Annotated in this window: 19 protein-coding genes; 14 read left to right on the plus strand and 5 right to left on the minus strand. The window is 68.8% G+C overall.

Going from position 1 to position 20,111, the window contains the following annotated elements; all coding sequences use genetic code 11:
- Positions 1–41: 41 nt before the first annotated feature.
- A complete protein-coding gene (locus ACG01O_RS21950) occupies positions 42–239 on the plus strand; it encodes a hypothetical protein (RefSeq protein ID WP_394387724.1) in 198 nt (65 codons plus the stop codon).
- Positions 240–389: 150 nt separating this feature from the next.
- Positions 390–1,664 (plus strand): alkaline phosphatase family protein, encoded by a 1,275-nt coding sequence (locus ACG01O_RS21955; protein ID WP_394387726.1) that lies wholly within the window; start codon positions 390–392, stop codon positions 1,662–1,664.
- Between the two features lie 21 nt (positions 1,665–1,685).
- Here the strand turns inward: ACG01O_RS21955 and ACG01O_RS21960 are convergent, their stop codons facing one another.
- From ACG01O_RS21960 to ACG01O_RS21980, 5 genes are read right to left on the minus strand one after another with little or no spacing between them, the layout of a single operon-like run.
- Entirely contained in the window at positions 1,686–2,606 is a 921-nt protein-coding gene (locus ACG01O_RS21960; protein ID WP_394387727.1) for an SMP-30/gluconolactonase/LRE family protein, read from the minus strand.
- Entirely contained in the window at positions 2,593–3,084 is a 492-nt protein-coding gene (locus ACG01O_RS21965; protein ID WP_394387728.1) for an acyl-CoA thioesterase, read from the minus strand. The genes ACG01O_RS21960 and ACG01O_RS21965 overlap by 14 nt, the downstream gene beginning before the upstream one ends.
- A 17-nt stretch (positions 3,085–3,101) precedes the next feature.
- Positions 3,102–4,163, minus strand: a complete 1,062-nt coding sequence (locus tag ACG01O_RS21970; RefSeq protein WP_394387729.1) for an aldose epimerase family protein — start codon at positions 4,161–4,163, stop codon at positions 3,102–3,104.
- A 1-nt stretch (position 4,164) separates the two neighbouring features.
- Positions 4,165–4,305, minus strand: a complete 141-nt coding sequence (locus tag ACG01O_RS21975) for a hypothetical protein (RefSeq protein ID WP_394387730.1) — start codon at positions 4,303–4,305, stop codon at positions 4,165–4,167.
- 4 nt (positions 4,306–4,309) lie between these two features.
- Complete coding sequence (locus ACG01O_RS21980; protein WP_394387731.1) at positions 4,310–5,077, minus strand: SDR family NAD(P)-dependent oxidoreductase; 768 nt, start codon at positions 5,075–5,077, stop codon at positions 4,310–4,312.
- A gap of 220 nt (positions 5,078–5,297) precedes the next feature.
- Here ACG01O_RS21980 and ACG01O_RS21985 point away from each other — a divergent pair, with 220 nt between their 5' ends.
- The 12 genes from ACG01O_RS21985 to ACG01O_RS22040 all read left to right on the plus strand — a co-directional run bounded on the left by ACG01O_RS21985 (position 5,298) and on the right by ACG01O_RS22040 (position 19,522).
- Positions 5,298–6,227 (plus strand): dihydrodipicolinate synthase family protein, encoded by a 930-nt coding sequence (locus tag ACG01O_RS21985; RefSeq protein WP_394387732.1) that lies wholly within the window; start codon positions 5,298–5,300, stop codon positions 6,225–6,227.
- Between the two features lie 129 nt (positions 6,228–6,356).
- Entirely contained in the window at positions 6,357–7,298 is a 942-nt protein-coding gene (locus ACG01O_RS21990; protein ID WP_394387733.1) for an arabinan endo-1,5-alpha-L-arabinosidase, read from the plus strand.
- A 16-nt stretch (positions 7,299–7,314) separates the two neighbouring features.
- Positions 7,315–8,406, plus strand: a complete 1,092-nt coding sequence (locus ACG01O_RS21995) for an ABC transporter ATP-binding protein (protein ID WP_394387735.1) — start codon at positions 7,315–7,317, stop codon at positions 8,404–8,406.
- A 622-nt stretch (positions 8,407–9,028) separates the two neighbouring features.
- On the plus strand, positions 9,029–9,925 hold the full coding sequence (locus ACG01O_RS22000; RefSeq protein ID WP_394387736.1) for a carbohydrate ABC transporter permease: 897 nt from the start codon (positions 9,029–9,031) through the stop codon (positions 9,923–9,925).
- On the plus strand, positions 9,922–10,758 hold the full coding sequence (locus ACG01O_RS22005; RefSeq protein ID WP_394387737.1) for a carbohydrate ABC transporter permease: 837 nt from the start codon (positions 9,922–9,924) through the stop codon (positions 10,756–10,758). The genes ACG01O_RS22000 and ACG01O_RS22005 overlap by 4 nt, the downstream gene beginning before the upstream one ends.
- Positions 10,758–12,086 carry an extracellular solute-binding protein gene (locus ACG01O_RS22010; RefSeq protein WP_394387739.1) on the plus strand — a complete coding sequence of 443 codons (1,329 nt, stop codon included), beginning with the start codon at positions 10,758–10,760 and terminating at the stop codon, positions 12,084–12,086. Before ACG01O_RS22005 ends, ACG01O_RS22010 begins: the two co-directional genes overlap by 1 nt.
- Positions 12,086–13,624 (plus strand): arabinosylfuranosidase ArfA, encoded by a 1,539-nt coding sequence (gene arfA, locus ACG01O_RS22015; protein WP_394387741.1) that lies wholly within the window; start codon positions 12,086–12,088, stop codon positions 13,622–13,624. Before ACG01O_RS22010 ends, arfA begins: the two co-directional genes overlap by 1 nt.
- The gene (locus ACG01O_RS22020; RefSeq protein WP_394387743.1) at positions 13,621–14,565 is read left to right on the plus strand and encodes a glycoside hydrolase family 43 protein; all 945 of its coding nucleotides are present in this window, start codon (positions 13,621–13,623) and stop codon (positions 14,563–14,565) included. The genes arfA and ACG01O_RS22020 overlap by 4 nt, the downstream gene beginning before the upstream one ends.
- 8 nt (positions 14,566–14,573) lie before the next feature.
- A complete protein-coding gene (locus tag ACG01O_RS22025; RefSeq protein ID WP_394387745.1) occupies positions 14,574–16,469 on the plus strand; it encodes a glycoside hydrolase family 97 protein in 1,896 nt (631 codons plus the stop codon).
- Between the two features lie 26 nt (positions 16,470–16,495).
- Positions 16,496–17,248, plus strand: coding sequence for a FadR/GntR family transcriptional regulator (locus tag ACG01O_RS22030; protein WP_394387747.1), 753 nt, complete (start codon positions 16,496–16,498; stop codon positions 17,246–17,248).
- A 188-nt stretch (positions 17,249–17,436) separates the two neighbouring features.
- The gene (locus ACG01O_RS22035; protein ID WP_394387753.1) at positions 17,437–18,426 is read left to right on the plus strand and encodes a LysR family transcriptional regulator; all 990 of its coding nucleotides are present in this window, start codon (positions 17,437–17,439) and stop codon (positions 18,424–18,426) included.
- A 580-nt stretch (positions 18,427–19,006) separates the two neighbouring features.
- Positions 19,007–19,522: an ExbD/TolR family protein gene (locus ACG01O_RS22040; protein ID WP_394387749.1), complete on the plus strand. Its 516-nt coding sequence runs from the start codon at positions 19,007–19,009 to the stop codon at positions 19,520–19,522.
- Positions 19,523–20,111 lie beyond the last annotated feature (589 nt).

The following is a 20,111-nucleotide window of genomic DNA, read 5'->3' on the forward strand; positions in this document are numbered from 1 at the left end:
GCGGGCCACCGCGGCGTGGTCCCGATGCACGAGGAGCTTGCATGCGACGCCTGTCTCACTTCAGCTTTGCGGCGCCGGCAGTGGCGCCCCGCCCGGCACGGTCCGCAGCGTTGGCCGCCGCGGCGGCAACCGGGGCGACGGTGCCGGTGGCCGTGTCGCCGGGCGACGCGATGTGGCGCTCGCGGCGGGTGGCGTCGGGCTCGGACTGGATGGGCGCCTGGGTGCGCAAGCGGGGCTGAGCGAGGGCGCCAGGGGGCTGCTGCGCCGCGTTGGCCCGGGGGCCGGCGCTACAGTGAGGCTTTGACCTTGCCTGGCCTCACCGCATGACGAGCCCCGACCTCCGCCGTACCTGGCTGCGGCTCCCTTCCGCCGCTGCATTCGCTGGCCTCGTGGCCACCATCCTGGCCGCCACCTTGGCCGTGACCGGTTGCAGCACCGCGCCCTCGCGTGAGTCGCCCGCCACCCCCCCGGCGGCGGCCGCTGAGCAGCGCGCGCCCGTGACGGTGCTGGTGTCCATCGACGGCTTCCGGGAAGACTACCTGCGCCGCGGCGTGACGCCCACGCTGACGCAGCTGGCCGCCGGCGGCGTGTCGGCGGTCATGCACCCGTCGTTCCCGGCCAAGACCTTTCCCAACCACTGGACGCTGGTGACCGGCCTGCGCCCGGACCGCCACGGCATCGTCGGCAACCGCATGGAGTCGCCCGAGCGCAAGGCGCCGTTCACCATGGCCACCGACGACCCCTGGTGGTGGAACGCCGCCACGCCGATCTGGGTGGACGCCGAGAAGGCCGGCCTGCGCACCGCGGTGATGTTCTGGCCGGGGGCCAACGTGGCCATCGGTGAGCTCATGGGCGACGACGGCCACAAGCAAGCCCCGGGCACGCGCCCGTCGGACTGGATGCAGTACCACCAGGCCATCACCAACGTGCAGCGTGTGAACACCGTGCTGGACTGGCTGCGCCGCCCCGCCGACATCCGCCCGAAGTTCGTGACCGTGTACTTCGACGAGGTGGACACCGCCGGCCACGAGCACGGGCCGGACAGCCCGGAACTGAACCAGGCGGTGGCGCGGGTGGACACGGCGCTGGGCGCGCTGCTGGCGGGCGTGAAGGCGCTGGGCCAGCCAGTGAATTTGGTGGTGGTGGCCGACCACGGCATGGCTGCCACCCACAGCGATCGCACGATCGCGCTGGACACGCTGCTGGACCCCAAGCTGTACCACCTCGTCGAGACCGGCACCTTCGCTAGCCTGGCCCCGCTGCCGGGCATGGAGGCGCAGGTGGAAAAGGCGCTGCTCAAGCCGCACGCGCACATGGAGTGCTGGCGCAAGGCCGACATTCCGGCCCGCTTCCACTACGGCAGCAACCCGCGCATTCCGCCCCTGCTGTGCCTGGCCGAGCCGGGCTGGCTGGTGCAGGCCAGTGCGCCGCGCAAGCCCTTCCAGGGCGGCAACCACGGCTACGACAACATGGCCCCGTCGATGAACTCGCTGTTCATCGCCCACGGCCCGGCTTTTGTGGCCGGCCGCGTGCTGCCGGACTTCGAGAACATCGAGGTCTACCCGCTGGTGCGCCAGCTGATGGGCCTGCCCGCCGCCCCGGCGGTGGACGGCCAGGGCACGGTGTTCCGCAGCGCGTTCACGGCGCCGGCTGCGCCGCGCTGACCGCCGACGCGCGGGCCTGGATCAGGCGTCGTTGAACAGCGCCTCGGGCAGGTAGAGCCCAGGCGCCACGCCCATGCCGAACAGGCTGCCCGAGAGCGGGCGGGCCATCAGGTCGGCGCTGCTCAGGCCCTCGCGGGCGGTGGTGACGAGCAGCTGGTCGCCCGCCGGCCCGCCCAGCGCGGGGCAGGTGGTGTTGGGCACGGGCACGGTGTAGCGGCCCATCAGCCGGCCGTCCGGCGCGTAGTGGGCCACCGTGCCGGCGCCCCATTCGGCATTCCAGAGGTGGCCCTGCGCGTCCACGCAGGAGCCGTCGGGGTAGCCGTGGCTGGCGTCTTTGTGCACGAACACGCGCGGCTCGCTGACGCGGGCGCTGGCGCTGTCGTAGTCGCACACCCGGATGCGGCGGGTGGGCGTGTCGCAGTAATACAGGCGCCGGCCGTCCGGGCTGAAGCACAGGCTGTTGGCAATCGCCACGCCGTCCAGCGCCAGCCGGCGCAGGCCGCGGGCCGGGGTGTATTGGTAGAAGCCGCCAATCGTCTGGCGCGGGTCGGCCTCGTCCAGCGTGCCGAAGACGAAGGCGCCGCTGCGGTCGCAGCGGCCGTCGTTGGCGCGGGTGGTGGGCAGGTGGGTTTCCAGCGGCGCGAGCGTTTCCACGTCCGCCTCGATCACGCCCGTGGCCTGCAGGTCGGGCAGCGTGAGCCGGGCCACGCGCTTGGCCAGCGCGAGGATGAGCGCGCCGGAGCGGGCGTGCACGAAGCAGCCCACGCGGTCGGGCAGGCGCACCTGCAGGCTGGCGCTGGCGCCGGGCGTCCAGGCGTGGATGCAGCGGCCTTCGATGTCCGTCCACCACCAGCGGCCGCTGGGGGCGTGCCATTGCAGGCCCTCGCCCAGGAAGTTGGCCTGGGCCAGGGCGAGGGTGAAGGGATGTTCAGGCGTGCTCATCGGAGGGGGCGGCGGGGTCGGGTCGGGCGTCGAGTTGGGCGCGGGCTTGCTTGCGGGCAATGGCCGCGGCGTGGCGGCTGCGCTCCTCGGGGGTGAAGGGCCGCAGCGGCGGCACCGGCACGGGCTTGTTGTCGTCACCCACGGCCACCATGGTGAAGTAGCAGCTGTTCACGTGGCGCTTTTGCTGGGTGCGGATGTTCTCGGCCACCACCTTGATGCCCACCTCCATCGACGAGGTGCCGGTGTGGTTGATGCTGGCCAGGAAGGTGACCAGCTCGCCCACGTGGATGGGCTGGCGGAACATGACGCGGTCCACCGACAGCGTGACCACGTAGCGACCGGCATAACGGCTGGCGCAGGCGTAGGCCACCTGGTCCAGCAGCTTGAGGATGTTGCCGCCGTGCACGTTGCCGGAGAAGTTGGCGGTGTCCGGCGTCATCAGCACGGTCATCGTCAGTTGGTGGGCGGGCAGGTCCATGGCGTTCTCGGCAGCAGTCAGGAGAAGCGGTGGATTGTGGTGCTGCGCCACACCTCGCCGGGCCGCAGCACGGTGCTGGGCCAGTCGGCGCTGGCTTCGTGGTGCGGCGAGTCGGGGTTGTGCTGGGTTTCCAGGCACAGGCCGTCGCCCTGGCGGTAAATGCGCCCGCCGGGGCCGGCGAGCGTGCCGTTGAGGAAGTTGCCGGAGTAGAACTGCAGGGCCGGCTCGGTGGTGCGCACGTCCATGCAGCGGCCGGAGGCGGGGTCGCGCAGCGTGGCGGCGGGCCGCAGGCCGTCGGCCTCGGGGGCGCCGTCCAGCAGCCAGTTGTGGTCGTAGCCCTGGCCGCGCAGCAATTGCGGGTGCCCCTGCCGGATGCGCGCAGCAATCGCCGTGGGCACTCGGAAGTCGAACGGCGTGCCGCTCACCGGCGCGTGGCGCTGCGGAATGAGGTGCGCGTCGACCTCGCTGTAGCGCGAGGCGGGGAGGGTCAGCTCGTGCCCGAGCGCGCTGCCGTCACCGGCCAGGTTGAAGTAGCTGTGGTGCGTGAGGTTCACCACTGTGGCGCGGTCGGTGGTGGCTTCGTAGTCGATGCGCCAGGTGTTCTCGGTCGCGCTCAGCGCGTAGCGCACCGTCACCTGCAGCGCGCCCGGGAAGCCCTGGTCGCCATGCGGGCTGGTGAGCGTCAAGCGCAGCGCCTCGGCTTCGCCCGGGCGGGGCTGCGCCGGCTCGGCCTGCCACAGCCGGTGGCCGAAGCCCTCGGTGCCGCCGTGCAGGCAGTTGGGGCCGTCATTGCGGGCCAGCGTGTGGGTTTCGCCGTCCAGCGTGAAGCTCGCCCCGGCGATGCGGTTGCCGTAGCGGCCCACGATGATGCCGAACGACGGGTTGCGGTGGGCGTAATCGTCGAGGTTGTCAAAGCCCAGCACCACGTTGGCCGCAACGCCTTGCGCATCGGGCACCCACAGGCCGGTGACGATGCCGCCCAGCGTGAGGGCGGTGAGCGTCAGGCCCAGGCCGTTGGTGAGGGTGTACTCATGCACCACCCGCCCGTCGGGCAGCGAACCGTAATCTCTACGTTCCATCTCAGACAGTCCGGGCTGTGTCGCGTGACACGCCCTGCGCAAAAAGAAGTTTTTTCCAGCGGCCGCCGTGGAACTGGCTCTGCCAGGCCACCAGCGGCGCCCCCTTGAGGGGGCCGGCGAAGCCGGTAGGGGGTGGGCTCATCGCTTCAGATCCAACCGCCGTCGACGATGAAGTCCTGGCCGGTGCACATGGCCGAGTCGTCCGCGGCCAGGAACAGCGCCATGCGGGCGATGTGGTCGGGCATCAGCGGGGCGTTGATGCACTGGCCCTTGGCGATTTCTTGCTTGGCTTCTTCGGTGACCCAGAGCTTGAGCTGCTTCTCGGTCATCACCCAGCCCGGCACCAGCGTGTTCACGCGGATGCCGTGCACGCCGAAGTCGCGCGCCAGGCCGCGTGTGAGGCCCTGCACCCCGGCCTTGCTGCTGGTGTAGGCCGGCATGCCGCCCTGCTTGAGGTACCAGCTGACCGAGCCGAAGTTCAGGATGCTGCCGCCGCCCAGCGCCTTCATGTCGGGCAGCACGGCCTGCGCCGCGAAGAACTGGTGCTTGATGTTGACGGCCACGCTCGCGTCCCAGAACTCGGGCGTGGTGTCTTCCACCGCGTGGCGTTTGTCGTTGGCGGCGTTGTTCAGCAGCACGCTGAACGGGCCCAGCGTGGCGCGCAGCGCGGCGATGGCGGCGCGCAGCGCGTCCACCTGGGACAGATCCGCCGCCACGAACTGCGGCGCGTGGCGCGAGGTGGCGGCCAGGCGCGCGGCCAGGGCCGTGCCTTCCTCGGCGGCGAGGTCGATGAATCCCACCTTGGCGCCTTGTTCGGCGAAGGCGGTCACCAGCGTTTCGCCGATGCCGGTGGCCCCGCCGGTGATCAGGACGGCGCGGTCCTGGAGGCTGGGGTAGCGGGCGTAGGACGTCATGAACTAGGTCTCCGTGCAAGCGCGGCCCGGCGACATGGGCCGGGCATTCACGCCATTATTAGTCATACTTTTTTAAATGCAAACCGGCGGAATTTCGGGTTAACCCCGATGATCGACGATAAATAGTCATACTTTAATGAAGGCCTGCCGGCGGCCACAGCCGGCCATGCGCCGCCCGCCGGCGCTGCATCACAACCCCATCGAGACAAAGGCCTGCCCCATGAGCGCCTCCACCACCCGGCCGTACCGCGGCGTCTTCCCGGTCGTGCCGACCATCTTCCACGCCGACGGCACGCTGGACCTGCCTGGCCAGCTGCGCTGCGTGGACTTCATGATCGACGCGGGCTCCACGGGTCTGTGCATCCTGGCCAACTTTTCCGAGCAGTTCGTGCTGTCGGACGCCGAGCGCGAGACGCTGACGCGCGCCATCCTCGGCCACGTGGCTGGCCGCGTGCCGGTCATCGTCACGACGACGCACTACTCGACGCAGATCTGCATCGAGCGCAGCCAGCTGGCGCAACAGCTCGGCGCAGCGATGGTGATGGTCATGCCGCCGTACCACGGTGCCACGTTCCGCGTGTCGGAAGGCCAGATCGAGAGCTTCTACCAGCGCTTGAGTGACGCGATCTCGATTCCCATCATGATCCAGGACGCCCCGGTGGCCGGCACGCCGCTGTCGGTGCCGCTGCTGGCGCGCATGGCGCAGAACATCGCAAACGTGAAGTACTTCAAGCTGGAGATGCCGCAGGCGGCCGCCAAGATGCGCGAGTTGATCCGCGTGGGCGGCGCGGCGATTGAAGGCCCGTGGGACGGCGAAGAGGCCATCACGCTGCTGGCCGACCTGGACGCCGGCGCCACCGGCGCCATGACCGGCGGCGGCTTCCCGGATGGCATCCGCAAGATCTTCGACGCCTTCCACGCCGGTGACCGCGAGACCGCCGTCATCGAGTACGGCCGCTGGCTGCCGCTCATCAACTACGAGAACCGCCAGGGCGGCATCCTGACCGCCAAGGCGCTGATGAAGGCCGGCGGCATCATCGAAAGCGATGCGCCGCGTCATCCCTTCCCCGAGATGAGCCCCGAGACGCGCGCTGGCCTGCTGGACGCGGCGAAGCGTCTCGACCCGCTGGTCCTTCGCTGGAGTCGGTAGCCCACCCCCTACCGGCTGCGCCGGCCCCCTCTAGGGGGCGCCGCTGGTGGCCCGGCAAAGCCGGTTCCACGGCGGCCGCGCGATGGCCGGCGCCCTGCGTCGCCGAATTCGGTGCTTTGAGAGGTGCACGTGTTGCGATTGCTACTCATCCTGTTCTCCGCATGGTTCCTGGCTGGGAACGCGCGCGCGGTCGAGCCGCCCCAGGCCGAGCCCGGCGCGCACGACCCCACGCTGCTGATCCGGGGCGACCGCTGGTTCGTGTTCACCACGGGCCCGGGCCTGCAACGCCTGTCGTCCAGCGACCAGGGCATGACCTGGCACCGCCTGGCGCCGGTGTTCACGCAGCCCCCGGCCTGGTGGGCCGAGGCCGTGCCCGAGCACCGGGGCCTGGACGTGTGGGCGCCCAAGCTCTTCGAGCACCGCGGCCGGGTGTGGGTGCTGTACTCCATCTCCACTTTCGGCAAGAACCGCTCGGCCATCGGCCTGGCCAGCAGCGACCGGCCCGACGGCGAGTGGCGTGACGAGGGGCGGGTGGTGCAGAGCGTGGCGAGCGACCGATTCAACGCCATCGACCCCGACCTGTTCGTGGACCGCGACGGGCGCCTGTGGCTGAGCTACGGCTCCTTCTGGGACGGCCTGCGCCTGACCGAGCTCAGCGCCGACACGCTGCGCCCCGTGGGCGACACCCGCTTCATCGCCCAGCGCAAAGCGGGCCTGGAGGCGCCCACCCTCGTGCGCCGCGGCGAGTGGGTGTACCTGTTCGCGTCGTACGACCTGTGCTGCCGGGGCGCAGACAGCACCTACAACGTGCACGTGGGCCGCGCCCGCAGCGTGGCCGGGCCGTTTGTGGACCGTGATGGCCGCGACCTGATGGACGGCGGCGGCACGCCCGTGCTGGTGGGCGGCGCGCGCTGGAAGGGCCCCGGCCACCAGGACGTCGTCTTGGACGCCTCGGGCGACTGGCTCGTGCACCATGCCTACGACAGCACGCACGGCGGCAAGCCGCACCTGCGCCTCAAGCGCCTGCGCTGGAGCGACGACGGTTGGCCCGTGCCCCTGCAAGAAGAATGAACCGGAGACTGCTCACGTGGCTGGCCTGAAGTTGGAGCACATCTGCAAGCGCTACGGCGCGGTGCAGGTCATCGAGAACCTGTCGCTGGATGTGGCGCCGGGCGAATTCGTCGTTTTCCTCGGCCCCTCGGGCTGCGGCAAGACCAGCCTGTTGCGCATGATTGCGGGCCTGGAAGAGGTGACCGGCGGCCGCATCCTCATCGGCGACCGCGACGTGACCACCGCCGCGCCGGGCCAGCGCAACCTGGCCATGGTGTTCCAGCACTACGCGCTGTACCCGCACATGACGGTGCGCGACAACCTGGCGTTCGGGCTGAAGAACATCGGTGTGCCGGCGGACGAGATCGCCCGGCGCATCGCCGAGTCGGCCCGCATGCTGGAGCTGGACGCGTTGCTGGACCGCAAGCCGGGGCAGCTGTCTGGGGGCCAACGTCAACGGGTGGCGATTGGGCGGGCGGTGGTGAAGGAGCCGGGCATCTTTTTGTTCGACGAACCGCTGTCCAACCTCGACGCTGCCCTGCGCGGACGCACGCGGCTGGAGCTGGCGCAGTTGCACCAGCGCCTGGGCGCGACCATGGTGTTCGTCACACACGACCAGATCGAGGCCATGACGCTGGCCACGCGCATCGTGGTGATGAAGGGCGGCGCCATCGAGCAGGTGGCCACACCGGCCGAGCTGTACCGGCGGCCGGCGACGAAGTTCGTGGCGAGCTTCATCGGCACGCCGGGCATGGGCTTTGTGCCGGTTGAGCGGGCTGCCGATGACGGCGGCTGTGCCGTGGTCACGGTGCCGGGGGGGGCGTCGATGACGACGCGCGTGCCGGTGGGCGGGTTGCCATCGCAAGGCCTGGTGTTGGGCGTGCGGCCGGAGAACCTGCGGGTGGCCGAGACGGGGCCGTTGCGGGGGCGGGTGGAGTTGGTGGAGTTCCTGGGCGAGCGGACGTTGGCGCATCTGAAGCTGGAGGGCGAGTCGCCGTTGATCGTGACGGTGCCGGCGGGGGTGTCGCCTCGGTTGGGGTCGTATGTGGCGGTCAGCGTGGATGTGGCGGAGGCGCATTTGTTCGATGCGGAGGGGCGGGCGCATCATGCGAAGGAGGCTTTGTCGTGAGGCGCGGCTTGTCGCGGAGGCCCATGCCGGGAGTTCGCCCCGGCGGGCGACCTACTTTCTTGCGCGCGCAAGAAAGTAGGCAAAGAAAGCGCCCCTGTTCCGTCGCCCCTTCGCGGTGCGAAGGGGTGCCCTGCGATGCTCGGAGCCCGAGGCCCGCGCAGAACTCCCTTCGTTCGCTGCGCTCACTGCGGTCAGACAACTGCGCGGAGTCAGTGGTTGAAGTGCGCTTCGCGCACGCCTCGGGCTCCTGCGCTTCTCCGCTCCTCCAAAGGGGAACCCCGGAACAGCCAAAAACCAAACAGCCAACAGCCAAACCCTCAAGCCGGCTGGCGCCGGCTGTTCGGGTTGCCCCCTTTAGCACCGCCGAGCAGCGCAAGGGCTTGAGGGCGTTCGCGCAGCGAACTTCAAGAACTGACTCCGTGCGGCTGTCTGACCGGAGCGTAGCGAAGGGAGTTCCGCACGGGCCCTCAAGGCCTGAGCAGCACAGGGAACCCCTCGCAACGCGAGGGGCGGTGCGGCCGGGGGGAGCTCTTTGCTTACTTTCTGGCGGCCCAGAAAGTAAGTCGCCCGCCGGGGCGAAATCCCGGCACCACTCTCGGCGCCAACCCCAAGGTGCACAACCATGAGCACCGCCCCCACCGTCGGCCTCCGCGCCAGCCGCCCCGCCCACGCCCTCTTCGTCCTCCCCTTCGTGACGATGTACGTCCTCATGCTCCTCTGGCCGCTGGCCAAAGGCATCTGGATCAGCTTCCACGACCACGACCTGTTGTCCGACGACAGCTTCTGGGTAGGCCTGGCCAACTACGCGGAACTCTGGCAAGACGAGGTCTTCCAGCAAGTCGTCTGGAACACCCTGCGCTTCGTCGCCATCAGCACGCCGATCTTCGTGGTGCTGTCACTCACCCTCGCGTTGGCCCTCAACCGCCCCGGCAAGCTCGCCACCTTCCTGCGCGCCACGTTCTTCTGCGCGTCGGTGTTCTCCGTCACGCTGATCACGCTGGTGTGGAAGCTGGCGCTGATGCCCGAGCGCGGGCTCATCGCGCAGATGTTCACGGCCCTCGGCATCCCCGAACTGCCGCTGCTGACCAGCGACCACCTCGCGCTGCTGACCATTGCGCTCGTCACCGTGTGGTGGATCATCGGCCTGCCGATGATCATGTTCCTGTCGGCGCTGCAGCAGATCCCGGGCGACATCTACGAGGCCGCGGCCCTCGACAACACGCCCAGGTGGCGCGTGCTGACGCACATCACGCTGCCCAGCCTCAAGCGCGCCGTCATCCTCGTCACGTTGATCGAGGTGATCCGCCAGTTCCAGGTCTTCCCGCAAATCATGCTGATGACCAACGGCGGCCCCAACAACACCACGCGGTCCATCGTGCAGTTCACCTACGAGCAGGCCTTCATGCAGCTCTCGCTGGGCTACGCCACGGCGGCCTCGCAGATCCTGCTGGCCATCATGCTCATTGGCGTGTCCGCCCAGCTCTGGCTGGAGCGTGACCGCAAGGGAGGTGCGCGATGAACCCCTTGCTCCGCCGCGGTTGGTTCGACCGCATCGTCATGGCCAGCCTCACGCTGCTGGCCCTGGCCTGGATGGCGCCCCTCTTGTGGGTGCTGGCGCTGTCCTTCAAGCCCAACGAATTCCTGCTGCGCCACACCGACGTGTTCCTGGCGCCACCCTTCACGCTGGCCAACTACCTGGACATCCTGCAGACCTCGCAGGTGTTCCGCTGGCTGGGCAACAGCGCGCTGGTCGCCTTGCTGCAAACGGTGGGCGTGTTGGTGCTGTCGTCGCTGGCGGGCTACGGCTTTGCGCGCTGCGAGTTCCCGGGCCGGCGCGTGCTGTTCGCCCTCGTCATGTTCGGCCTGGCCGTGCCGGCGCAGTCGGTGTTCATCCCGCTGCACCGGCTGTTCTCGGAGTGGAACCTGCAGAACACGATCGCGGGCCTGGCGCTACCCGGCCTGGCCGCGCCCTTCGGCGTGTACCTGATGACGCAGTACTTCAAGGCCATCCCGGCCGAGCTGGAGGAGGCGGCGATGCTGGACAACGCGTCGCGCTTCAAGACCTTTCTCACCATCATCCTGCCGCTGACGCTGCCCGCACAGGCCACGCTCGGCATCTTCACCTTCCTGGCCTGCTGGAACGACTACCTGTGGCCCTTGGTGATCGCCACGCAGCCCGACATGTACACGCTGACCCGCGGCCTGGCCTCCACGCAGACCAACTTCGCGCAGTCGGAGGGGCTGGGCTTCCTGATGGCGCAAGCCGTGTTCGCCGGCGTGCCCGCGCTGATGCTGTATCTGTTCTTCCAACGCCATCTGGTGACGGCCGTCGCCGGAACGGGCAAGTCATGATGAAGCGCGCTGCTCTCCTTCTCTCCGTCGCGCTGCTCGCCGCCTGCGGCCAGAGCGCGAAAGATCCGGCCAAGACCGAGATCACGCTGATGCGCTTCTTCGGCAGCTGCGAGTCGCAGTTCGGCCAGGTGAACAAGGCGTCCGAAGGCGTGGGCGAGTGCGGCATCGTCACCGCGCTGGTCAACGAGTTCAACGCGACCCACCCGGACATCGTCGTGCGCACGCAGATCGGCGAGTGGGGCCCGTACTACGACCAGCTCACCGCCCGCCTGGTGTCCAAGGACATCCCGACGGTGGCCGTCATGCATGAGTCCGCGTTGGGCGACTACGTGCGCCGCCAGCTGGTGCTGCCGCTGGACGAGGAGTTCCAGCGCATCGGCATCCCGGTGGACGACTTCACCGAGCACGCGCGCAAGGGCACCACGTTCAACGGCCACACCTACGCGCTGCCGTTCGACACCTGGGCCTGGCTGTGGCACATCAACACCCGGCTGATGAAGCAAGCCGGGCTGACCGATGCCCATGGCCAGCCGGTGCTGCCGCGCTCACCTGACGAACTGCTGGCGCAGGCGCGGCAGTTCAAGCAACGCACCGGCAAGCCCTTCTTCGCCTGGGCCGTGGCCAACGAGACGGCGGCCAACGACCGCACCTTCCAGACACTCGTCGCCCAGCAAGGCGCGGCCCTGTTCGCGCCGGACGGCAAGCGCATCCACATGCATCAGCCCGCCGTCACGAACGCGCTGACGCTGATGCAGACCCTCTACCGCGAAGGCCATGTGCGGCCCAATCTCGACTACGCCGCCGCCAACCAGGCCTTCCTGAACGGCGAGGCGGGCGTGGTGGTGGTGGGCACCTGGACCATCGACCAGTTCCTGCGCGAGTCCCAGAAGCCCGACTCGCCGCTGCAGGGCGGCTACGCGGTGCGCCCCTTCGCCCAGTTGTACGGCCAGCCGGCCGTGTTTGCTGACGGCCACTCGTGGGCGCTGTTCAAGGGCGGAACGAAAGACGCGAAAGGCCACGAGGCCGCGCTGGCCTTCCTGAAGTTCGTGTGGGCCCGCACGGCCGAGTGGTCGCGCACCGGCCACCTGCCGGTCAGCCAGACCGTGGCGCAGAGCGAGGCCTTCCGCGCGCTGCCCCATCGCGCCGCGCTGGCCGAGATCACCCGCACCGGCGCGTCCATGCCGGGCAACGTGCCCACGCAACGCAACATCGAACTGCTGATCGGCGAAGACGTGGCCAACCTGCTGCTGTCGGGCAAGCCCGTGGCCGAGGTGCAGGCCAGCGTCGAGAAGCGCGTCAACAAGGCTCTTGCAAAGGCTCGCCGCTGATGACCTTCCAAGCCTCCCTCACCGTCGACCGCGACTTCCCCCTCGCGCCGCTGGACCGCCGGCTGTTCGGCGTGTTCGTCGAGCACCTGGGCCGCTGTGTGTACACCGGCATCCACGAGCCCGGCCACCCCACCGCCGACGAGCACGGCTTTCGCGGTGACGTGGCCGAGTTGACCAAGGAGCTGGGCGCCACCATCGTGCGTTACCCCGGCGGCAACTTCATGTCGGGCTACAACTGGGAAGACGGCGTGGGGCCGAAGGACGCGCGCCCGCGGCGTCTCGACCTGGCTTGGTTCTCCACCGAGACCAACCAGGTCGGCACGCATGAGTTCATGCACTGGTGCCGCAAGGTCGGCATCGAGCCCATGTTCGGCGTCAACCTCGGCACGCGCGGGCCGGACGAAGCGCGCCACTACCTCGAGTACTGCAACCACCCCGGCGGCACGGCGTTGTCAGACCTGCGCCGCAGCCACGGCGTGGAAGAGCCGCTGGGTGTGAAGTTCTGGTGCCTGGGCAACGAGATGGACGGCCCCTGGCAGATCTGCCAGAAAACGCCCGACGAGTACGGCCGCATCGCCAAGGAGACCGCCAAGCTGATGCGCTGGGTGGACCCGACGATTGAACTCGCCGCCTGCGGTTCGTCGGCCTACGACATGCCGACCTACGGCGTGTGGGAAGACCGGGTTCTCGAGCACTGCTTCGAGTTCGTGGACTACCTGTCGCTGCACAGCTACTTCGTGAAGCCGCCGCCCGCCCAACCCGGCGACACCAGCACCGAGGCCTTCTTCGCGCAGATCGAGACGAATGCGCGCTACATCGAAGACACCGTGGCCATTGCCGACGCGGTGGCCACGCGCAAGCGCTCCTCCAAGCGGCTGATGCTGAGCTTCGACGAGTGGAACGTCTGGTACCGCGCGCGCCACGGCGAGCACCTGAAGCAGCCGGGTTGGCCCGAGGCACCACGGCTGCTGGAAGAGGTCTACACGGCCGAGGACGCACTGCTCATCGGCGGCATGCTGACCATGTTCATGAACCATGCCGACCGCCTCAAGGTGGCCTGCATGGCGCAGCTGTGCAACGTCATCGCGCCCATCATGACCGAGCCCGGCGGCCCGGCCTGGCGGCAAACCATCTTCCACCCCTTCGCGCAGGCCGCGCGCTGGGCGCGGGGTGAGGTGCTGCGCCCAGTGGTGAAGTCGCCCGGCTACGCCAACGCGAAGCACGGCGAGCTGCCGTACCTGTGCGCCAGCGTGGTGGACGACCCGGCCACCGGCCAGACATCGGTGTTCCTGCTGAATCGCCACCTCACCGACGCGATGGACCTGACCGTCACGCTGCGCGGCTTGGGCCGGGAGCGCCAACTCGTCAGCGCCGAGCAGCTGCATTCGGCCGACCTCAACGCCACCAACACCGCCGACGCGCCCGACCGCGTCGCGCCACAACCGCTGGATGGCATTGCCCTCGACGGCGAGCGGCTGCGCGTGACGCTGCAGCCCGCGTCGTGGAACGTCATCGTCACGAAAGCCCTGCGCGCATGAGCACCGCCTGGAACAACCCCCTCATCGAACAGCGCGCCGACCCGCAGATCACGCGCGTCGATGGCCGCTACTGGTTCACCGCCTCGGTGCCCAGCTATGACGCCATCGAGATCCGCAGCGCCGACAGCATCGCCGGCCTGAGCTCCGCCACGCCGAAGGTGATCTGGCACAAGCACGACAGCGGCCCCATGAGCTTCCACGTGTGGGCGCCGGAGCTGCACCGCATGGCCGGCCGCTGGTATGTCTATTTCGCGGCCAGCGAGCGCGACGACATCTGGAAGCTTCGGATGTACGTGCTGGAGTGCCAGGGCGACGACCCGCTGACCGGCGAATGGATCGAGCGCGGCCAGATCGCCACGCCCGAAGAAGGCTTCTCGCTGGACGCCACGCCCTTCGAGCACGGCGGCCGCCGCTTCCTGTGCTGGGCGCAGAAAAGCCCGCCGACGGAAAGCAACCTCTACATCGCCGAACTCGCCAACCCGTGGACGTTGGCGACCGAGCCGGTCGTCATCACGCGGCCCGAGCTGGCCTGGGAGCGCATCGGCTTTCACGTCAACGAAGGCCCCGCCGTGCTGAAGCGCCACGGCCGCGTGTTCATCGCCTACTCCGCCGCCGCGACGGATGCGAACTACTGCATGGGCCTGTTGTGGGCGGACGAACACGCTGACCTGCTGGACCCGGCCAGCTGGCACAAATCACCCACGCCGGTGTTCGCCACCGACGAGGCTGCGAGCCAGTTCGGCCCCGGCCACAACAGCTTCACGACGACGCCGGACGGTGCGACGGACCTGCTGGTCTATCACGCCCGCAACTACCGCGACCTCATTGCCGACCCGCTGAACGACCCCAACCGCCACACCCGCGTGCAGGCCTTTGGCTGGCGGACCGATGGCTTCCCCGACTTCGGCACGCCGGTGGCCGACGGCCTCTACGCCTTGTGAGATCGACCATGCGCTTCATCGCGTCGTTCCTGATTGCACTGCCCGCCCTTGCCCATGCCCTCAGCAGCCCGGACGGCCAGCTGCAGGTGGACGTGTCGGTCAACGCCCAGCAGCAGCTGGTCTACACCGTGCAGCGCGCAGGCGAGCCGGTGCTGCTGCCGTCACGCCTGGGCCTGGTGCTGGCGCAGGGCGACTACGCCCACGGGGTCAAGCTCGTGTCAGCGTCCAAGGTCAAGCCCCACCGCGAGCAGTACACGCTGGCGGCCAGCAAGAAGCGTCGCGTGGATGTGCGCGCCAACGAGCAGACCTTCTCCGTGGCCAACGCGGCCGGCCAGCCGTTCAGCGTCACGTTGCGCGCCTTCAACGACGGCCTGGCGCTGCGCTACACGGTGCCGGGCGCTGGCCGCAAACAGTTCCAGGACGAGCTGACGAGTTTTGCCTTTCCGCCCGACGCGCGGGCCTGGCTGCAACCCATGTCCGTCGCCAAGACGGGTTGGAAGCGCACCAACCCGTCGTACGAAGAGCACTACCAAATGGACATCCCGGCGGGCACCCCGGCGCCGTCGCACGCGGGCTGGGTGTTCCCGGCGCTGTTCCGCTCGGGGGCGAACTGGGTGGCGCTGACCGAGGCCGGCATGGACGGGCGCTTTCACGCCTCGCGCCTCGCGAGCGATTCGACCGGCGGTACCTACCGCATCGGCTTGCCGGAGGCGAGCGAGGTCAACACGCATGGGCACCTGCTGGCGCAGGTGGATGGCCCGCTGACCACGCCCTGGCGCGTGCTGGCCATCGGCCCGCTGAAGACGGTGATGGAGTCCACGCTCGGCACCGACCTGGCCGCACCGGCCGTGGCCTTCGACCCAGCCAAGCTCCAACCCGGCCCGGCGTCGTGGAGCTGGGCGCTGCTGAAGGACGAGGGCACGGTGTTCGAGGTGCAGAAGCGCTTCATCGACCACGCCGCCGACATGCACTGGCCCTACACGCTGGTGGACGCCGACTGGGACCGCAAGATCGGCGACGCGAAGATGAAGGAGCTGGCCGACTACGCCCGGGCCAAGGGCGTGGGCCTGCTGGTTTGGTACAACTCCTCGGGTGCCTGGAACGACACCGAGTACAGCCCCAAGAGCGCGCTGCTGACCCCTGCCGACCGCGCCCGCGAGTTCGCCCGTGTGAAGGCCATCGGCATCCGCGGCTTGAAGGTGGACTTCTTCGGCGGCGACGGCGCCTCCATGCAGGCCTATTACCTGGACCTGCTGAAGGAAACCGCCGCCGCCGGCCTGCTGCTGAACTTCCACGGCGCCACGCTGCCGCGTGGCTGGAGCCGCACCTTCCCCCACCTGATGACGGTGGAAGCCGTGAAGGGCTTCGAGTTCGCGACCTTCACGCAGGAGGACCAGGACGCCGTCGTGCGCCACGCGGCCATGCTGCCGTTCGCGCGCAACCTGTTCGACCCCATGGACTTCACGCCCGTGGTGTTCCACGACATCCCCAACATCCAGCGCGCCACGCGCAACGGCTTCGAGCTGGCCGAAAGCGTGCTGTTCCTGTCGGGCATCCAGCACTACGCCGAAACGCCCGAAGGCATGGCCACCGTGCCGGCTGACGTGAAGGGCTTCCTGCGTGAGCTGCCGCGCCGGTGGGACGAGGTGCGCTTCCTGGCTGGCGAGCCCGGCCGGTTCGTGGTGCTGGCCCGCCGCGCCGGCACGCAGTGGTTCGTGGCCGGGCTGAACGCCGACGACACGCCGCGCGAGGTGCCACTGGACCTGGCCTGGCTGGGCCGCCGCCGCGGCGAACTCATCACCGACGGCGCCGGCCCGCGCGAGTTCGCGTCCGGCCGCTTGGCCGCACCGGCGGCCACGGTCACACTCGCGCCCCACGGCGGCTTCGTCGCGCGCTTTCGATAATGAAGTTTTCAGCCCCCCAGGCCCCGATGCGAACCCGAGCGGACCACTCCACCTACAGCGCCCCAGCCGAAGGCAAGAGCCAGCACGGCCGCATCGTCAGCGAGCTGGGCCTGGCCATCGTCGGCGGCCAACTGCAGCCCGGCGACAAGCTGCCGCCCGAGCCCCAGCTGCTGGAGCGTTATGAGATCAGCCGCCCCGTGCTGCGCGAGGCCGTGCGCGTGCTGGTGGCCAAGGGCCTGGTGGTGTCGCGCCAGCGGGCCGGCGCCATCGTGCGGCCGCGCAACGAATGGCACCTGCTGGACCCCGACGTGCTGTACTGGCTCATCCAGGCGCAGCCCCAGCGCGACTTCGTGGGCACGCTGCTGGAAGTGCGCCGCATCTTCGAGCCCGCCGCCGCCGCGCTGGCTGCCAAGGCCGCCACCGATGAACAGCTCACGGCCATCGCCGCCGCCTACGAGGGCATGGCCGCCGCCAAGACCACCGAAGAGCTGCTGGAGCCGGACCTCGCCTTCCACCGCCGCATTGCCGAGGCCACGGGCAACGACCTGCTGGCTTACATCGGCAACATGCTGTCGCTGGCGTTGCGCGAGTCCATCATCCTCAGCAGCCAGCTGCCCAACACGCACGAGCTCTCGCTGCCCCGCCACAAGGCCATCCTGACCGCGCTGCAAGCCCGCGACCCCCTCGGCGCCCGCCAGGCCACGCTGGTGCAGCTGGAGGAAACGGGCGACGACATCGACACCGTGCTGGCCGCTGACGGCCGGGTGAATCTCGCCTGAGATGTTTGAGCCCCTCGCCCAGTCTTGCCGCGCTGAACGCGGGCAATCCCGGTCGGTCCCCCGAGGGGACGGCGATGCATGCGGCATGGAGCCGCATGCACATCGCCAGACCGGGCCGGCTTGGGGCGGCCCGGCGCTCGGCCCGATGCAATGCACGACGGCCGCCACGAACGCGGAATGGATGAATGATGGCCCGTGACAACGACAACCACGACGATGACGCGGGCGGTCTGACCGACGCCAGCCCCAACCCGAATTGGTTCCTGCGTGCGCGGCTCAAGACGCGCCAGTTGCTGCTGCTCATCGCGCTGGACGACGAGCGCAACATCCACCGCGCCGCCGAAGTGCTGTGCATGACGCAGCCCGCCGCGTCCAAGCAGCTCAAGGACCTGGAGGACATGCTGGACGTGAAGCTCTTCGACCGCCACCCGCGCGGCATGGAGCCCACGCTGTATGGCGAAACCATGATCCGCCACGCACGCATGGCGCTGACCTCGCTCTCGGCCGCGCACGACGACATCGTGTCGCTGAAGAATGGCCTTTCGGGGCAGGTGGAAGTGGGCGTCATCATGACCCCCGCCATGGGCCTGCTGCCGCGCGCCATCTCGCGCATCAAGCTGCAGGCGCCCAAGCTGCGCATTGGCGTGCACATGGAAAGCAGCAAGCAGCTGCTGGACCTGCTGCAACGCGGCACGCTGGACTTCATGATCGGCCGCATCCTGGAAGACGACAGCGCCGCCGGCCTGCACTACGAGGAGCTGACCGTGGAGCCCGCCTGCGCCGTGGCGCGCGTGGGCCACCCGCTGCTGAAGGCCGACAACCTCAAGCTCGGCGACCTGGCCGACCAGCCCTGGATATTGCCGCCGCCGGGCAGCGTGTTGCGCCACCGCTGGGAGCTGATGTTCCGCCGCGCCGCGCTGGAGCCGCCGGGCAATGTGGTGGACACAACGGCCTTGCTGCTCATCACCGCGTTGTTGCAGCAGACCGACTCCCTGCACGTGATGCCGGTGGAGGTGGCGCGGTATTACGCGTCGCTGAAGGTGCTGGCGATCCTGCCCATCGAGCTGCCGTGCCACATGGATGCGTTCGGGATCATCACGCGTGAGGGGCATTTGATGTCGCCGGGGGCGAGGCAGTTGCTGCATGAGGTGAGGTTGGCGGCGCGGGATTTGTATTGACCGCTGTGGTTCGGGCATGCTGGCCTGCGACGCCTTCGGCCGCTTTTGCGGGAAGCCTTTCGACTCGGTGCACCGAGCCGGGAGTCCCGCCCGGCGGCGGGGTAACTTTCTTCTGTCTTGCCAGAAGAAAGTCACCAAAGAAGAGGCGCTGAACCGCACGCCATCGGGCTTCGGCACAAGCTCACGCGCGAAAACTGCCGCTCATGGGGTTCGCCGAAGCGAGCCGCTGTGCTCTCGCGGCTGACTTGTCACCCGCACCCCTCATCGCACCGGCACTCCGTTCAACGCGCGGCTGCACGCCGTGCTCATCAGCTGAATGCCAATGCAGCGCCGCTCGGGCGGCGCGGTGCCTGCGTTCGGCGTTGCGGGCCTCGTTTCACGCGTAGGTTGGGGTGAACGAAGTGAACCCCAACAACCGGCCATGGCGGCGCTGGGGTTCGCGGCGCTTACCCCAGCCTACGTGCTGCCTGTCGCTGGCGGCGGCTTCGCGGTACGCTAAGCACATAGGGCTGCACGCTTGCGATACACGGACGACTCATCAAGTATCTTCTCTACGCTGGGCGACCGGCCATCACGGGGCATGAGCGCAGACACCTCCGAATACTGGGGCAGCGAGTCGTTGTCGCCACCGCTTCGCGGCGCCGTTGCGTCCCTGGCAGCCGTCATCCTGTCATTGGTGGCGTTGTGGGTCACAGCAATACCGAACCCAACGCATTCCATTGCCGTTGATGTCGGAGGCTGTCACCGTTCCATTGAACACCGCGCTCAGAAGACGGCTGTCCACACCGTTTCGGTGGACTTTGACGACGTCACGTGGTGGGACGGCGAGCTGGTCCATGGGCGTGCTGGCTTGGACGCGCGGATGCTGGCCATTGGCAGCGAGCCGTGGGATGGGCAGGCAGAGGTTCGTATACGACCCAGCCAAGTTGCGAGCTACGGCGCCGTTCTTGCCGTGATGGCCTCGGCCCAGCGCCACAACGTTCGCAAGTTCGGCGTGATTGCTCAAGCGTCGTTCACCTCAGATGGATCTTGCCCGATAGAGATACCTGAGCTCGTGATGTATGACCCGGTGTATCGCGCCCCTTCAACCAGGTGACCGTCGTGTCCCCGCAAAACTGCAGCAATCGGACAGGATCTGTCACCCGCAGACGTCGGGTTTGCGGCAGCCAGCAACCCCAACGTGGATTCGGGCACCCGGTCGCGCTGGGGCCGATTCCTCCGTTGCGCCGACCTCCAGCAGGTCGCAGGTTGGGGTGAACAACGTGAACCCTAACGTTGTTGGTGCACAAACGCTGGGGTTCGCGATGCCCATCCCAGCCTACACAACCGTCGCGTCGCCCGAGCGACGCTGACTTGCTATCGCCGGTGAGCCCGGCGTGCAGCCGGCGTTGAGCGGCGTGACGGGGCGCTGGATGGTGCTCGTGACAAAGACAGCGGCGAGAGCGGAGCGGCTCGCTTCCGGCCACCTACCTGCCAGTTGTTCTCGTGCGCCGCTGACGGGCACGTCTCGATGGTGTGCGGTTCAGGGCCTCTTCTTTGGTGACTTTCTTCTGGCCCGGTGTTTAGACCGGAGACATGGGTAACGGGTGTGCCAGCACATGGGTAACGCTTTCGGGGTTTCGAAGCCCCGGAAGAAGCCCATGGTCTGGATGGAGAAGAGCACCGTGTCTCAGCGTCAAGAGTTC

Source organism: Pelomonas baiyunensis (assembly GCF_043555935.1).
Lineage (GTDB): Bacteria > Pseudomonadota > Gammaproteobacteria > Burkholderiales > Burkholderiaceae_C > Pelomonas > Pelomonas baiyunensis.

Coding starts and splice junctions, on each gene's coding strand:
- ACG01O_RS21950 (WP_394387724.1), top strand. CDS start 42: ATGCGACGCCTGTCTCACTTCAGCTTTGCGGCGCCGGCAGTGGCGCCC.
- ACG01O_RS21960 (WP_394387727.1), bottom strand. CDS start 2,606: ATGAGCACGCCTGAACATCCCTTCACCCTCGCCCTGGCCCAGGCCAAC.
- ACG01O_RS21965 (WP_394387728.1), bottom strand. CDS start 3,084: ATGGACCTGCCCGCCCACCAACTGACGATGACCGTGCTGATGACGCCG.
- ACG01O_RS21970 (WP_394387729.1), bottom strand. CDS start 4,163: ATGGAACGTAGAGATTACGGTTCGCTGCCCGACGGGCGGGTGGTGCAT.
- ACG01O_RS21975 (WP_394387730.1), bottom strand. CDS start 4,305: ATGAGCCCACCCCCTACCGGCTTCGCCGGCCCCCTCAAGGGGGCGCCG.
- ACG01O_RS21980 (WP_394387731.1), bottom strand. CDS start 5,077: ATGACGTCCTACGCCCGCTACCCCAGCCTCCAGGACCGCGCCGTCCTG.
- ACG01O_RS21985 (WP_394387732.1), top strand. CDS start 5,298: ATGAGCGCCTCCACCACCCGGCCGTACCGCGGCGTCTTCCCGGTCGTG.
- ACG01O_RS22000 (WP_394387736.1), top strand. CDS start 9,029: ATGAGCACCGCCCCCACCGTCGGCCTCCGCGCCAGCCGCCCCGCCCAC.
- ACG01O_RS22005 (WP_394387737.1), top strand. CDS start 9,922: ATGAACCCCTTGCTCCGCCGCGGTTGGTTCGACCGCATCGTCATGGCC.
- ACG01O_RS22010 (WP_394387739.1), top strand. CDS start 10,758: ATGAAGCGCGCTGCTCTCCTTCTCTCCGTCGCGCTGCTCGCCGCCTGC.
- arfA (WP_394387741.1), top strand. CDS start 12,086: ATGACCTTCCAAGCCTCCCTCACCGTCGACCGCGACTTCCCCCTCGCG.
- ACG01O_RS22020 (WP_394387743.1), top strand. CDS start 13,621: ATGAGCACCGCCTGGAACAACCCCCTCATCGAACAGCGCGCCGACCCG.
- ACG01O_RS22025 (WP_394387745.1), top strand. CDS start 14,574: ATGCGCTTCATCGCGTCGTTCCTGATTGCACTGCCCGCCCTTGCCCAT.
- ACG01O_RS22030 (WP_394387747.1), top strand. CDS start 16,496: ATGCGAACCCGAGCGGACCACTCCACCTACAGCGCCCCAGCCGAAGGC.
- ACG01O_RS22035 (WP_394387753.1), top strand. CDS start 17,437: ATGGCCCGTGACAACGACAACCACGACGATGACGCGGGCGGTCTGACC.
- ACG01O_RS22040 (WP_394387749.1), top strand. CDS start 19,007: ATGAGCGCAGACACCTCCGAATACTGGGGCAGCGAGTCGTTGTCGCCA.